Genomic DNA, 14,332 nt, shown 5'->3' on the forward strand with positions numbered 1-14,332 from the left:
GCGGTGAACTGGATCAATGGAAGAAAAAGCCCCCCTTCCGCGAGGAAGAGGGGCCTTTCCGAACGGAACGACGTGAGGGCTTAGACCACCTTCACCTGATAATTCGACTTCGTTTCCGTGTCGGTCAGGTGCACGGCGCAGGCTAGGCACGGGTCGAAGGAGTGCAGCGTGCGGATGATCTCCAGCGGCTGGTCGGCGACCGCCACCGGGTTGTCGAGCAGCGCCGCCTCGTAGGCGGAGATCTGGCCGGTCTCGTCGCGCGGACCGGCGTTCCAGGTGGTCGGCACGACCGCCTGGTAGTTCTTGATCTTGGCGTTCTCGATCACGACCCAGTGCGAGAGCATGCCGCGCGGCGCCTCGTGGAAGCCGAAGCCGCGGATCTCGCCCTTCGGGAACACCGGCTTGTTGAAGGTCGTGGTGTCGCCCTTCGCGATGTTCTCCATCAGCAGCTTCCACTGGTTCTGCAACTCTTCATGCAGAACCACGCAGCGCACCGCGCGGGCGGCGTGGCGGCCGATGGTGGAGTGCAGGGCGTCGATGCCGACCTTGCTGCCCAGATGGCCCGACACGGCGTCCAGCACCGCGTGCACCCAGAACTTGGTGCGCTCGTGGCCCGACGCGTACATGCCCAGCACGTTGGCCAGCGGGCCGACCTGCGCGCGCTTGTCGTAGAAGGTCGGCGACTTGATCCAGCTGTACTTGCCGTCGTCCTGCCAATCGGTGAAGTTCGGGATCGTCTCGCCGTCGTAGGGGTGCAGGGGGCCCTTGCCGCCCTGGTACCAGGCGTGCTTGACGCTTTCCTTCACGCCCTTCTCGAAATACGGGTCGTTGAAGTCCTTCACCGGCGTGAAGCCGTTGACGACGTCGCCGTTCTCGATGAAGCCGGCGGGCAGGGCGAACTTGGTGCCCTTGGTGTCCAGCGGCATGTCCGGGATGGACAGGTAGTTCACCACGCCCCGGCCATACTGCGTCCAGTCGGCGTAGAAGGCGCCGATGGCCGCCACGTCGGGGATGTAGACCTGCGTGATGAAGTCGCCGACCTCGTCGATCAGCGTCTTGATATACATCAGCTTTTCGATGGTCAGCGTGGACTGGCTGTCCATGTTGATCGGGTTGGTGACGCCGCCGACCGCCATGTTCTGGATGTGCGGAGTCTTGGAACCCAGGATCGCCACCACCTTGTTCATGCGCCGCTGGTAGTCCAGCGCCTGCAGGTAGTGCGCCGCCGCCATCAGATTGGCTTCCGGCGTCAGCTTCATCGCCGGGTGGCCCCAGTAGCCCGAGCCGAAGATGCCCAGCTGTCCGGTGTTGATGAAGGCCTGCAGCTTCTTCTGCGCGGTGGCGAATTCCTGCGTGCTGTTCTTCGGCCAGTCGGAAATGGACTGGGCGAGCTTCGATGTCGCCGCCGGATCGGCCTTCAGGGCCGAGACCACGTCCACGAAATCCAGCGCCGACAGATGGTAGAAGTGCACGATGTGGTCGTGCACGTTGTGGGCGCCCTGGATCATGTTGCGGATGTACTGCGCGTTCAGCGGCACCTCCAGCTTCAACGCGTTCTCCACCGCGCGGACCGAGGTGATCGCGTGAACCGTGGTGCAGACGCCGCAGATGCGCTGGGCGAACACCCAGGCGTCGCGCGGGTCCTTGCCCTGTAGGATCAGTTCGATGCCGCGCCACATCTGGCCCGACGCCCAGGCCTTGGTGACCTTGCCGCCGTCCACCTCGCAGTCGACCCGCAGATGGCCTTCGATGCGGGTGACCGGATCAACAACAACTCGCTGAGCCATAATCAAAATCTCCTAAACTCAGCCGTGCTTGGCATCGGCGGCATGGGGGACGCCGACAGGGTGTTCGGCGTGCATGACGGGCAGCTTCTTCACGAAGACGAGGTACAGCGCGACCTCCAGAGCAAAGATGCCGACGGTGACCATGATTTCCTTGACCGACGGGAAGTAGTGCCAAGGACCCACCGACGGCGTGAAGCCGATGAGATAGACGTTCAGGCGGTACAGGATGCCGGCGACCAGCAGCATGGAGGCGGAGATGAACAGCGTCCGCGACCGGCTGCGGTTCGCCTTGGGGATCAGCAGGACGAGGCCGCCGACCATCAGCACCGTCTCGACCCAGAACCAGCCCGACGACGGGCCGCCGAAGGCGGTGCCCAGCTGGCCGCGCCACAGAAGATCGACGAAGCGAAGGGCGACGAAGACCGAGGCGACGACCAGCATCAGCCCGGCCATCTTCCTCAGGACCGGCGTTTCCATCTCCCGCTTGAAGTTCAGCGAGGCCATGACCGATTCCCACGCGACAATGGCGAAGCCCATCAGCACGGCGGTCAGCAGGAAGAAGACCGGCAGCAGTTGCGTCTGCCACAGCGGCGACAGCTTGTGCCCGACGATGACCATCATGGTGCCCAGCGACGACTGGTGCATGGTGGGCAGCAGGACGCCCAGCGCGATGAACACCCACAGCACCTTGTTCAGCTTGCGCCGCAGTCCCTCGATGCCGAAGCGCTCCAGGAAGGCTGGGGCGAACTCGACGATCAGGACGATGGTGTAGGTCGCCACGCACAAGCCGACCTCCAGCATCACGGAGTTCGGCTGCGCGTACCAGGGCAGCATCATGTGGTAGAAGTTCCAGTACCGGCCGAGATCGACCAGCACCGCCAGACCGGCGAGGCCGTAGCCGAACAGGCTGGCCAGCACCGCCGGGCGGACCATCGGGTGGTACTCGCCCTTGTTCAGGATGTAGCAGAGCAGGGCCATGACGTAGCCGGCGCAGCCGAAGGCCGAGCCGATGACCACGTCAACCGCCACCCAAATGCCCCACGGATACCCGTCCGACAGGTTCGACACCGCCGCAAGGCCGTAAACGTAGCGCTGAACCAGGAGGTAGCCGGCCAGAACGACCAGCGCCGAGCAGACGAGGAAGGGCAGGGTCAGAATGCGACCGCCGAGCGCCGCATGACCATGGGGTTGATGCGCGTGAACAGACATCGTGGCGCCCTCACTCGTCCGTGTGGTCTTTGGTGTTGCGGTGCGCCAGATAGGCGAGACCGGCGAACACCACGGCGGGGCCGACCATGCCGGCGTACAGCGTGTGCTGGATGCCTTCCGACAGGGTCGGATAGCCATTGTCCGGCACGTTTGTCGGCAGGTTCAGCTTGTCGAACGGCACGGCGGACACGGCGAGGCACTGCGTACCGCCCAGCTCCGTCTCGCCGTAGATGTGCGGCTGGTAGGCCACCTGCACGGTCGCGTCGTGCCCGGACCGCGCGCCGCCGACCTTGCCGTTGATGTCGCCACGCGGGAAGTGCGTGACCTCACCGGGCTTCAGTGCCGTGCGGCGCTTGGCCTCCTTGCGCAGATCCTCGGTGCGGCCGAACAGCGTGGCACCGGTGGGGCACACGTCGGCGCAGCCCGGCAGCTCGTCCTTAGCGAGGCGCTGCTTGCACAGTTGGCACTTCTTAATCTCGCCGAAGGCGTCGTTGTAATCGTACTTCGGCACGCCGAACGGGCAGGACAGCACGCAGTAGCGGCAGCCGATGCAGGCGTCCGGGTTGTGGCTGACGATGCCGGTGGCGGCGTCCTTGGTCATGGCCGACACCGGGCAGACCGACACGCAGGACGGGTCGACGCAGTGCAGGCACTGGCGCTTGATGAAGGCGTGACCGTTCTCGGCCGAATCCTTCTTCTCACCAGTGCCGTGGCTGTAGGCCTTGATGACGTTCAGCGTCTTGGCCGACAGCTCGACCGGGCTGTCCCAGGTCGGGTTGCCGGGGACGCCGTTCCACGCCTGCTGCTCCGGACCGATGTCCGGCGGCATGTTGTTCACCTCCTTGCAGGCGGTGACGCAGGCCTTGCAGCCGATGCACAGCGTGCTGTCGTACAGCAGGCCGACCGCGTCGGACGGCAGCGGCTTGGGCGGGCGCTGGAACGCGTTCGCCTCTGGCGGGGCGGCCACGGCGGCGCAGGCGGTCGCCGCCGCCGCGGCGCTGCCCTTGACCGCGTTCCTCAGAAATCCACGGCGTGAGACCTGGGTTCTTTCCCTGGGCATGGCGTCACCTCACTTCGTCTCGGAGGAGGCGTCGGCCTTCTCGTCGTGCTTGCCCAGGCGCCCGGCGACGACCGCGCCCGCGCCCACCGCCGCGCCGGCGATGCCCGCGACCACGGCGGCGGCGCCGGCCGAGATGCCCTCGCCCTGGCCCACGGCGACCGCCGGGTAGGTGTTCGGCGGGGCGACCGACTTCAGCGTCGCCAGCTCATGGATGCTCTTGGTGAAGCCGACGCCCTTCTCGGTGCAGCCGAAGCAGGGGTGGCCGGTGCCGACCGGCCAGGTGCCCTGGCCCACGTCGTTGAAGCCGACCGAGGGGCAGTTGGCGTAGGTCTCCGGGCCCTTGCAGCCCAGCTTGTACAGGCAGTAGCCTTGGCGGTGGCCGTAGTCGCCGAACTCCATCGCGAAGCGGCCGGCGTCGAAATGCGGGCGGCGTTCGCAGTTCTCGTGGATCAGGCGGCCGTAGGCGAACTTCGGGCGCATCTTGTCGTCCAACTCCGGCAGCTTGCCGAAGGCGACGTAGTGCAGCACCAGCGAGAGGAAGTTGTACGGGTTCGGCGGGCAGCCGGGGATGGTGACGACCGGCTTGTCCTTGATGACCTCGGACAGGCCGACCGCGCCGGTCGGGTTGACGCCGGTGGACGGCCAGCCGCCCCAGGAGGAGCAGGACCCGATGGAGATGACGGCGGCGGCGCCCTTGGCGCACTCCTGCACGGCTTCCAGATAGGTTTTGCCGGCGACCTTGCAGTAGACGCCGCCGTCCTTGGTCGGGACGGAGCCGTCGGTGACCATCAGGTACTTGCCCCAATTGTCCTTCATCGCCTGCTGCTTCCAGTTCTCGGCCTGGTGGCCGGAACCGGTCATCAGCGTCTCGTTGTAGTCCAGCGAGATCGTGTCCAGGATCAGGGTCTCAAGCGTCGGGTGGTTGGTGCGCAGCAGCGTCTCGGTGCAGCCGGTGCAGGCCTGGCCGGACAGCCAGATCACCGTCGGGCGGGGGGCGGCGACGGCGGCGTTGGCGATGTTCACGCCCAAGGCGGGCGACAGGCCCAGCGTGGCGGCGACCCCGGTGCAGTACGTCAGGAATTCCCGGCGCGACATGCCGGCAAGCGCGCCCTCGTACTCGTCCAGCCCCTCGAATTCGCCGAGCCCTTCGCATTCGCCGAGAGTGCCGATCCGCTCGGCGTCCAGATCCACATGACCGTCGGGCATGACTTTCCCCCAAGACCCATTTTCGCATTGTCCGTCGGCCGCCCGTCCCCGGACGCCGGATGCGCAAAACGCCCCCGCGCGCCGTGGCGAAACCACGGCACAGCAGTGACCCCATATTTTGTATGGGTATTTGGGCGCGAAACGCTCGCGGCCATTGCACCAGCTGTGACAGGATTGTGGCATTGATCTACATCAACGCGGCCAATCAGCGCGTAAGCATCGAACTTCGCACGCGCAGCAATCGCAATTATGCATCGCAACGCGGGTAAGGGTCGAGAACGCACAAAAAATGCGCCCCACCATTGGCGGGGCGCACGTTTGGATGGATGAAACGGGGCGTTGGAAGCGCTACACCGCCTTCATCTCGCGGGAGAAATCATCCACGTCGGACTGCAGGGTGCGGGCGTGGACGGACAGGCCCTGCGCCGCGCCCAGCATCTTGCCGGCGGCCTCGCCGGTGCGGTCGGCCGCTTCGGAAACGCCGGTGATGGTGCGCGACACCTCCTGCGTGCCAAGCGCGGCCTCCTGAACGTTGCGGGCGATTTCGCGGGTGGCGGAGCCCTGCTGCTCGACGGCGGCGGCGACTCCGGTGCTGATGTCGCTGATGCGCTCGATGGTGCCGACGATGCCGCTGATGGCGCCGACCGCGTTTTGGGTCTCGCCCTGGATCGCTACGATCTGGGCCGAGATTTCCTCGGTGGCCTTGGCGGTCTGGTTGGCGAGGCTCTTGACCTCCTGCGCCACGACCGCGAAGCCCTTGCCGGCCTCTCCGGCCCGCGCGGCCTCGATGGTGGCGTTCAGCGCCAGCAGGTTGGTCTGGCTGGCGATCTCGGTAATCAGGTTGACGACCGCGCCGATCTTCTCGGCCGCCTCGGCCAGCCCCTGGATGGTGCTGTTGGTGCGCTGGGCTTCCTGCTCCGCCTCGGTGGCGATGCGGGCGGCCTCTCCGATGCGGTGGCTGATCTCGCCGATGGAAGAGGACAGCTGCTCGGTCGCCGCCGCGACGGTCTGCACGTTGCCGGTCGCCTGCTCCGCCGCCGACGCGACGGTGGAGGAGCGTTGCGAGGCATCCTCGGCCGCGTGGGTCAGCGACTCGGCGCTGTTGCGGATGTGGTCGGCCTCGCCGTTCAGGGTGCGGCACATCCCGTCGATCTTCTCGGCGAAGCGGCGGGTGATCGCCTCCAGCTTCTCCTGCCGCTGTTGGCGGGCGGCGATGTCCAGCCGCTCCTGCTCGGCCAGATCCTGCACGCGCTTCAACCCGTCGCGGAACACCACGACGGCGCGCGCCATGTCGCCGATCTCGTCGGTGTTTTCGGTGGCGGGCACCTGGGCCGCCGTGTTGCCGCCGGCGATGTCCTTCATCACCGTGGTCATCGCAGCGATCGGCCGGGCGATCAGGCCGCGCGCGACGACCACCGCCAGCAGCAGTCCGAAGGCCACGCCGCCGACGCCGAAGACGATCATGATGACGGTCCAGCGGCTCTGCGCCGACAACAGTTCGGCGTGCAGCCGGTCGATGTCCCGGTCCTGTTCGGCCGTCAGTTCCTCCAGCGCCTTGTTCAGCGCCTGGCGGTTGGAGCGGTTGGCCTCGTTGTCGCCGAAGGTCCGGCCCTCTGGCGCGCCCTTTTCGCGGGCGATTCGGACCAACTCGGTGCGGAAGCGGACGAACTCCTCCACCCTCGCGGCGACGGCGTCCACGGAGGCGCGCTCGGCCGCGTCGGTCGCCGCCTTCAACTCGCCCATGCGGTCGCCCAGCAGCTTCAGGTTGGCGAGCAGCGGCTTGCCGTACTTGTCCACCTCGGCCGTGTCCTTGGCCATGTAGATGCCGCGCGAATCCATGACGACGGCGAGCACGAGGCCGTTGATGCGCTGGCTCATGACCTGTCCGTCCGCCGCGCGCTCGATGGCGGTGGACCGGCTCGACAGGTCGTTCATGGCAATCAGGCCCATCAGCCCGGTGATCGCGGCCACCGCGATCTGAAGGCCGACGAGCAGGTAAATCTTCGGACCGATCTTGAGGTTCTTCAAGGCTGCCACCATTCCTGGACACCTCCCGTTACGCTGCGGATTCTGTCGCCGCTTCGCGTGCGAACATGAGGGCAATGTTTCATTGCCGAACTGTTAAAATTCACTGTGACCACTTGCCGCGCGACGCTTGCGCACCATAGGGGGGATTTGCATACTGGCTGAACGGAACGTCCGGCCGGACCGATGCCCGCCGCGCCGACGGACCGCAACCGCGAGACCATGCCCGGGGCGTGGCCCGCTTGCGCGAAGAAACGGCGGGCGGGGGGCGGGCTCGGATGCGACTGGCCGAAAAAGGACCGCAGGTGCCGGCGAACGCCGCTCCGGACGAGGATCCGCAAGACACCATCCGCCGGCTTGAACGCCGGATCGCCGAACTGGAAACCGCCCGGGCGCGGACCGCGCAGGATCGCGAGGAGCTGTTCACCCTCGCCATGCGCGGCCCGAACGAGGGCCTATGGGACTGGAACCCCGTCACCAAGGAGCTGTTCCTGTCCGCCCGCCTGCTGTCGATCCTGGGGTTCGAGGGCGACACGCTGCGCACCAGCTCGCATGAATGGCTGAAACTGGTCCATCCCGACGACCGCGCCCATTACGAGGCCACCGTCGCCGAGCATCTGAAGGGCATCACCGACCATTTCGAGTGCGAATACCGGGTTGCCGACCGCGTCGGCAATTTCCGCTGGATGCTGGCGCGCGGGCTGGCGCAACGCGGGCCAGACGGCATCGCCAATCGGATGGTCGGTTCCATCGGCGACATCACCGAGCTGAAGCGGCGGGAGATGGTGCTGCGCGACAGCGAGGCGCGTTTCCGCTCGCTGATCCGTACGGCCGGCAGCATCATCCTGGTGTTGGGCGAGGACGGCACCATCCAAGAGGCCAACCGCGAGGCCGAACGCGCCTTCGGGTTGGAGCCCGGCACCGCCGCTGGCCGGTCCTGGCGGGCGGTGATCGGGGAGCAGCGGGGTGGCCCCTTCGCCTTCCAGCTGGTCGCCGCCATGACCGGGCACGAGATCCGCAACTTCGAACAGTCGCTTCCCGACCCGGCGGGGGGCGAGCGCGTGCTGCTGTGGAACATGAACCGGCTGCCGCCGGCCGAGGGCGGCACTCCGGCGATCATCTGCGTTGGCCAGGACATCACCCGCCGCAAGCGCGCCGAACTGGCCTTGCGCCAGGCGCATGACGATCTGGAGGCCCGCGTCGAGGAGCGCACCCGCGCCCTGATGCAGGAGATTCAGGAACGCCGTCGCGCCGAAGAGGCGCTGCTGCACGCGAAGGAGCAGGCGGAGCTGGCCAACCGCGCCAAGTCCGACTTCCTCGCCAATATGAGCCACGAACTGCGCACGCCGCTGAACGCCATCATCGGCTTCTCCTCGATGATGGAGAGCGAGATCATCGGCCCGCTCGGCCATCCCAAATACCGGGAATACGCGACGGTCATCGGCGCGTCGGGCCAGCATCTGCTGGCGGTCATCAACGACATCCTGGACGTGGCGAAGATCGAGGCCGGCAAGCTGGAGGTCCATCCCCAGCCGATGGACGTGCGCGACGCGGTGGACAGCTCCGTCATGCTGATCGCCGAACGGGCCGGCGAGGGCCGCATCACGGTGGTCACGGACATCGCCGAGGACACGCCCCTTCTGCTCGGCGATCCGACGCGGGTGAAGCAGATCCTGCTGAACCTGCTGTCCAACGCCGTGAAGTTCACCCCGGCCGGCGGCACGGTCTCCCTGCGCGTCCAACCCGACGCGGCCGGCGTGCGGATCGAGGTGTCGGACACCGGCATCGGCATGAGCGCCGAGGGCATCCGTGTGGCTCTGACCCCCTTCGGTCAGGTGGACAGCCAGTTGACCCGTCGGGCCGGCGGGACCGGGCTGGGCCTGCCGCTGGTGCGCTCCTTCGTCGATATGCTGGGCGGCAGCATGGGCATCGAAAGCCGGGAAGGCGAGGGAACCACCGTGCGTATCATCCTGCCGGCGGCCGGCAACGGCGACGTGGAATAAGGACGGACCGGCGCGTGTTCATGAAGTGAATGCGCATCGCGCACACTTTTCACCCGTGCCGGCCATCATGAGAACCGCCCTGCCGCTCCGCATGCTTCTGCCCGTCGTGGCGCTTCTGGCGCTGCCGGCCTGCAACCTCAGCGGTCTTCAGGTCGCGGTCGGCAGCGGGCCGTCCTATGGCGGCTATGGGGGCGGGTACGGGGGGTATGCGGTGCCTTCCTATGGGTACGGCTACAGCGCTCCCGGCTATGGCTATGGCTACGGCGCGCCGGTCTACCGCACGATGCCCCGGCAGTATTACGGCTACATGGACCGTCCAGGCCGGGGATATTCCCGCTGGGGCAGCGCTTACGCCAACAACGGCCGCTGCGACGACGCGCGCTACGAAACCTCCAACGGTGGCCGCGCCGCCCCCGGCACCGACGAACGCGACTGCCGCCGCTTCGGGCACGGGCTGAAGTAAATTCCCTCCACCGCAAGACGGCGGAAGAGGTTAGGGTAGGGGCCGGATCTCCATCACCGACGCACCACCCCATGCGCTTCGCCCTCGCCGCCCTCCTTGCCCTTCTCCCCCTCACCGCGCAGGCCGCTTCGGGGCCGAGCTTCGATTGCGCGAAAGCGGGCCAGCCGGCGGAAAAGGCCATCTGCGCCGACGATTCCCTGTCCGCCATGGACCGGCTGCTCGACCGCGCCTACAGGCTGGCGCTGGACGGGCTGCCGGCCGATCAGGCCTCGGCGCTGAAGGGCGATCAGGTGCGCTGGCTGCTGGAGCGCGCCCGCGCCTTCAAGGCGGCAAGCAATGAACCCGCCGCGCTGGCCGCGCTGTATGACCAGCGCCTGCGCGCGGTCATCGCGAAGGCCGGCCCGCGCGTCCTGCCCGCCGCGCTGGCGCGCGCCCAGGCCATCGACCCGCTCGCCAACGCCGGCCGGGCGGCGGAGGAGGAAGCGGCCTTCGTTGCCTACGTCCTGACCGCCCTGCACCCCGACCCGTCCGCCCCCGGCGCCGGTGGCGAGGCGGAGGTGCTGTCGCCCTACGAGCGCTACGCCGGCTTCACCTACGCCGCCCCGCTGCCCGACGGCCGCCTGTTCGTGGCGGTGCCGGCGGATTGCGGCGCCTACCAGTGCGCCAACACCCCTTTCCTGGTGGACAAGACCAGCGGCACCGCCGCGCGTCTCGCCGTGGACGTCTTCGAAGAAGGCACGGAAAAGGGCAAGCCCCGGCCCGACCCGCAGGCGATTCCGCTCGGCATCCCCTCCGTCCAGGGCGATGTGGTGGAGATCGTCGAACTGGCGCGCGGGTCCGGCGACTGCGGCACGAAATGGCGCTACCGCGTCGAGGGCACCACGCTGGCGCTGACTGAAACCGTTGAGAAACCGGCCTGCGACGGCAAGGACTGGAGCCGCGCCACGGTCAGGAGCTACGGAAAACGCGATTGAAGGCCACGCCCCAGCCCTCCACCTATTATCTTGTGGGAACAGGGAAAGGGGCGGGACGATGGCGGTCAGTCGCGACGATCTGAAGAAGCGCATCGGCCAGGCGCTGGGCGAGACGAAGGCCGACCTCGTCATCAAGAACACTCGCTTCCTCAACGTCGTGACCGGCGAGATTGCCCGGGGCGACGTGGCCGTCAGCGGCGACCGCATCGTCGGCACCTATGAATCCTACGACGGGGTGGAGGAAATCGACGGGCGTGACCTGACCGTCGTGCCCGGTTTCATCGACACGCACGTCCATTGCGAATCCACCTGCGTCACGCCGCTGGAGTTCGACCGTTGCGTCCTGCCGCGCGGCACCACCACGGCGATCTGCGACCCGCACGAGATCTGCAACGTGCTGGGCGAAAAGGGGCTGCGCTACTTCCTGGACTGCGCCGAGGGCACGGCGCTGGATCTCCGCGTGCAGCTTTCCTCCTGCGTCCCGGCGACGGAGTTGGAGACCTCCGGCGCGCGGCTGGAGGCCGACGACCTCGTCCGCCACAAGGACCACCCGAAGGTGCTGGGGCTGGCCGAGTTCATGAACTTCCCCGGCGTCTTCCACAAGATCGACAGCGTGCTGGACAAGCTCGCCGCCTTCGACGGCCAGCACATCGACGGGCACGCCCCGCTGCTCAGCGGGCGGGAGTTGAACGCCTATCTCTCCTGCGGCATCCGCAATTGCCACGAAACGACCAGCGCGCCGGAGGCGATGGAGAAGCTGCGCAAGGGCATGCAGGTGCTGATCCGCGACGGGTCGGTGTCGAAGGACGTGCACGCGCTGGCCCCGGTGATCCAGCCGGAAACCTCGCCGTTCCTCGGCTTCTGCACCGATGACCGCAACCCCCTCGACATCGCTGAGGAGGGGCACATGGATCACCTGATCCGCAGCGCCATCGCGCTCGGCGCGCCCATGGCCCATGTCTATCGGGCGGCGACCTGGTCGGCGGCGCGCAGCTTCGGCCTGTTCGACCGCGGGCTGGTGGCGCCGGGCCAGCGCGCCGACCTCGTCCTGCTCGACGATCTGGAGACCTGCGTCGTCAACCGCGTCATCCGCAACGGTAAGCTGGTGACGCCGGAAAGCTTCGCCGGCCGCCCGGCGGTGGTGCCCGTGGGGCTGCGCTCCGTCAAGTTGCACCCGGTGACGGTCGAGGATTTCGCCGTGCCCGCCGGCGGTTCCACCCAGTCGGTGATCGGCGTCCTGCCCGGCAAGATCATCACCGCGCACCTGCGGCTGGAGGTCCCAGCCAAGGACGGGCACCTCGTCGCCGATCCAGAACGCGACATCCTGAAGATCTGCGTTTTCGCCCGCCACGGCACGAACCAGAACGTCGGGCGTGGCTTCGCGTCCGGCTTCGGCTTCAAGGAAGGGGCGCTGGCCTCCTCGGTCGGGCATGACAGCCACAACGTCTGCGTGGTCGGCGCCAGCGACGCGGACATGGCCATCGCCGTCAACCGCTTGATCGAGCTTCAGGGCGGCTTCGTCGCCGTACGCAACGGTCAAGTGGTCGGCGAACTGGCCCTGCCGCTCGCCGGCCTGATGAGCCTGGAGCCGTTCGAGACGGTGGAGCGCCACCTGCGCTCTTTGCGCGCTTCGGTCAAGGGCATGGGCTGCCCGCTGGCCGAACCCTTCCTGCAATTGGCCTTCCTGCCGCTGCCGGTGATTCCGCACCTGAAGATCACCGACCGCGGCCTCGTGGACGTGGACAAGTTCGAGCTGATCGCTGCGTAAGGGGAAATTTCTGCCGCCAAGGCGCAGATTTTTCCCCATGCAGCCGTCGCGCGGTCGGCCAAGCCTTTGAAACAGAATAATTTCAAGGTGGCCCCCACCTTGCATTGTTTTCCCTGAACGTCTCACCGGGGCGTGCGTTGGAGGGAAGAGCGATGGTTGGTCTGAGCGATATCGGCAGCATGGCGCAGAGCCTGCAATCGTCGATCGACAAGGCGGTGAAGAACCTTCAGGCGCAGGCCGCCAAGGACGAAACCAAGCCCACGGGCAAGGTCCAGGAGTTCCAGCAGGACGTCCGCAAATCGGCTCTGAACGCCTCCGCCTTCTCCACCAACATCGGCACGCTGGTGAAAGACACCAGCCGCCTGAACGTCTTCAGCTCGCTGGCGGCGAATGACCCGGCCGACTTCTACAAGTTCAACGTGACGACCAAGGGCGAGGTCGGCGTTGGCCGCGTCGGCGACGACGGCGTGCGCATCCAACTCCTGAACCGCCAGGGCACCGTCGTCGCGGACAGCAGCAAAAGCGCCGGCTCCACCTACGACGCTTATGTGAAGATGGAGAAGGGCGAACTCACCCTCGACAAGGGCGAATACACCCTGCGCATCGCTCGCGACAAGGACGTTCCGGTCAAGGAGGCCAAGAACTACGGCGTCCAGCTGAAGATGGGCACCTTCACCAAGGACTACGACACCATCGCCAAGCAGCCGGCCAAGGGCGACAACCCCTTCCAGAACAATCCGCAGCTGCAACGACTGTCCACTCTGCTGACCGGCGGCAGTTCCTCGTCCGGCGCTCTCGGCCTCCTCAACGGCAGCTATGGCGGGCGCGGATCGCTGTTGAACGGGCTTTTTTAGAGCGCCGCCCTTCAGTGAGCAGAAGCCCGCTTGCGACGGACCAAATGCTGCTGTTTCCCCTGCGGAGGCTGGAACGCTGAATATAAGAAACGGGCGGAGCCTCACGGCTCCGCCCGTTCGCACTTTATGTGTCGCAATTCGCAGGTTATGCGTCAGGCGACACATGTTGCTTCAGCCAAAGAATGATAAGTGAATGTCATGGAATTCAATAGTATCGATATTGCTCTCTCATTCCGAATGAGAATCTTCTAACGCAAAATTTGATAAATGGCGGCTTCATTCACTCAAAGAATGATCAGAAATCTGGTTGGATCGGTTCATCTATCAGGGGCTTGAATGGATAGGCCGGGGCCGCGTCTTTGCGAGGCGCGGACCAAGCGGGTCGGTAGGTGGCGGGTTCGTTCGAAGGTCGGTCGCCCTGTAGTTACGGCGGCACCTTGTCCGCACAGGTGACCAGCACCGTCAGGCTTTGCAGGAGCTGTGTAATAGTGGAACATTGTCGGGATACAGTGTGTTGGGTTAATCAGGACTATAGCTAGCAGATCGAAAGGCGCCTGGGTTCCGCGTCGACGAGGTGAGGCGTCGATGCAGACTCACTTGGTATCGTCATGACGAGACATAACCGTCCGTTGTGGTGCTGCTGGTTAACCTCAAACCTGTTTCCGGTCGTGGTCCTGCCAGGGCCAAGGCCAGGGGTGACGGACTGACTGCGGCTGGCGTTACTCGTTGTGGCGACGATGAGGCATCTGTCCGCTGCAGCGGGGAGGAGTCGCTCCGCAGCACACTGGTTGCGCGCGCCGCCATCTCCATGAGGCACTCCAGCCTGCAGGCCAAGCGCAACCGGGGCGGCACAGAGATTATCAGTAAATGTCAGATACGTGGCACGCCGGGAGTATCCGGAATTTCGTGCTCGGTGGGGTTATCCTGAAGCGAAAGGAGCCCCTGCATGGCACGACGCAAAGAGGCCGTTATCCCGGACGCGA

The 14,332-nt window shown here is 66.3% G+C and carries 10 protein-coding genes; 5 read left to right on the top strand and 5 right to left on the bottom strand.

What is annotated here, in order from left to right:
- Window positions 1–80: 80 nt before the first annotated feature.
- The 5 genes from J2852_RS26330 to J2852_RS26350 all read right to left on the bottom strand — a co-directional run bounded on the left by J2852_RS26330 (window position 81) and on the right by J2852_RS26350 (window position 7,302).
- Entirely contained in the window at window positions 81–1,787 is a 1,707-nt protein-coding gene (locus J2852_RS26330) for a nickel-dependent hydrogenase large subunit (protein ID WP_209881418.1), read from the bottom strand.
- 18 nt (window positions 1,788–1,805) lie between these two features.
- A complete protein-coding gene (gene hybB, locus J2852_RS26335) occupies window positions 1,806–2,996 on the bottom strand; it encodes a Ni/Fe-hydrogenase cytochrome b subunit (RefSeq protein ID WP_209881421.1) in 1,191 nt (396 codons plus the stop codon).
- Between the two features lie 10 nt (window positions 2,997–3,006).
- Window positions 3,007–4,056, bottom strand: coding sequence for a hydrogenase 2 operon protein HybA (hybA, locus tag J2852_RS26340; protein ID WP_209881423.1), 1,050 nt, complete (start codon window positions 4,054–4,056; stop codon window positions 3,007–3,009).
- Window positions 4,057–4,065: 9 nt separating this feature from the next.
- Entirely contained in the window at window positions 4,066–5,262 is a 1,197-nt protein-coding gene (locus tag J2852_RS26345) for a hydrogenase small subunit (protein ID WP_209881425.1), read from the bottom strand.
- A gap of 348 nt (window positions 5,263–5,610) precedes the next feature.
- Window positions 5,611–7,302: a methyl-accepting chemotaxis protein gene (locus J2852_RS26350; protein ID WP_209881427.1), complete on the bottom strand. Its 1,692-nt coding sequence runs from the start codon at window positions 7,300–7,302 to the stop codon at window positions 5,611–5,613.
- A 263-nt stretch (window positions 7,303–7,565) separates the two neighbouring features.
- On the opposite strand from J2852_RS26350, the gene J2852_RS26355 reads away from it, so the two are divergent.
- The 5 genes from J2852_RS26355 (at window position 7,566) to J2852_RS26375 (ending at window position 13,349) form a co-directional block, all read left to right on the top strand.
- Entirely contained in the window at window positions 7,566–9,290 is a 1,725-nt protein-coding gene (locus tag J2852_RS26355; RefSeq protein WP_246499996.1) for a PAS domain-containing sensor histidine kinase, read from the top strand.
- 67 nt (window positions 9,291–9,357) lie between these two features.
- Window positions 9,358–9,753 carry a hypothetical protein gene (locus J2852_RS26360; RefSeq protein WP_209881428.1) on the top strand — a complete coding sequence of 132 codons (396 nt, stop codon included), beginning with the start codon at window positions 9,358–9,360 and terminating at the stop codon, window positions 9,751–9,753.
- A 71-nt stretch (window positions 9,754–9,824) separates the two neighbouring features.
- A complete protein-coding gene (locus tag J2852_RS26365) occupies window positions 9,825–10,727 on the top strand; it encodes a DUF1176 domain-containing protein (protein WP_209881430.1) in 903 nt (300 codons plus the stop codon).
- A 58-nt stretch (window positions 10,728–10,785) separates the two neighbouring features.
- Entirely contained in the window at window positions 10,786–12,495 is a 1,710-nt protein-coding gene (gene ade / locus J2852_RS26370) for an adenine deaminase (RefSeq protein ID WP_209881432.1), read from the top strand.
- Between the two features lie 152 nt (window positions 12,496–12,647).
- The gene (locus J2852_RS26375; RefSeq protein WP_209881434.1) at window positions 12,648–13,349 is read left to right on the top strand and encodes a hypothetical protein; all 702 of its coding nucleotides are present in this window, start codon (window positions 12,648–12,650) and stop codon (window positions 13,347–13,349) included.
- The last annotated feature ends 983 nt before the right edge of the window (window positions 13,350–14,332 follow it).

Source organism: Azospirillum soli, assembly GCF_017876165.1.
In the GTDB taxonomy this organism is placed as follows: domain Bacteria; phylum Pseudomonadota; class Alphaproteobacteria; order Azospirillales; family Azospirillaceae; genus Azospirillum; species Azospirillum soli.

Excerpts from the sequence above, each read along its gene's own strand:
- J2852_RS26330 (WP_209881418.1), bottom strand. The coding sequence starts at position 1,787 with ATGGCTCAGCGAGTTGTTGTTGATCCGGTCACCCGCATCGAAGGCCAT.
- hybB (WP_209881421.1), bottom strand. The coding sequence starts at position 2,996 with ATGTCTGTTCACGCGCATCAACCCCATGGTCATGCGGCGCTCGGCGGT.
- hybA (WP_209881423.1), bottom strand. The coding sequence starts at position 4,056 with ATGCCCAGGGAAAGAACCCAGGTCTCACGCCGTGGATTTCTGAGGAAC.
- J2852_RS26345 (WP_209881425.1), bottom strand. The coding sequence starts at position 5,262 with ATGCCCGACGGTCATGTGGATCTGGACGCCGAGCGGATCGGCACTCTC.
- J2852_RS26350 (WP_209881427.1), bottom strand. The coding sequence starts at position 7,302 with ATGGTGGCAGCCTTGAAGAACCTCAAGATCGGTCCGAAGATTTACCTG.
- J2852_RS26355 (WP_246499996.1), top strand. The coding sequence starts at position 7,566 with ATGCGACTGGCCGAAAAAGGACCGCAGGTGCCGGCGAACGCCGCTCCG.
- J2852_RS26360 (WP_209881428.1), top strand. The coding sequence starts at position 9,358 with ATGAGAACCGCCCTGCCGCTCCGCATGCTTCTGCCCGTCGTGGCGCTT.
- J2852_RS26365 (WP_209881430.1), top strand. The coding sequence starts at position 9,825 with ATGCGCTTCGCCCTCGCCGCCCTCCTTGCCCTTCTCCCCCTCACCGCG.
- ade (WP_209881432.1), top strand. The coding sequence starts at position 10,786 with ATGGCGGTCAGTCGCGACGATCTGAAGAAGCGCATCGGCCAGGCGCTG.
- J2852_RS26375 (WP_209881434.1), top strand. The coding sequence starts at position 12,648 with ATGGTTGGTCTGAGCGATATCGGCAGCATGGCGCAGAGCCTGCAATCG.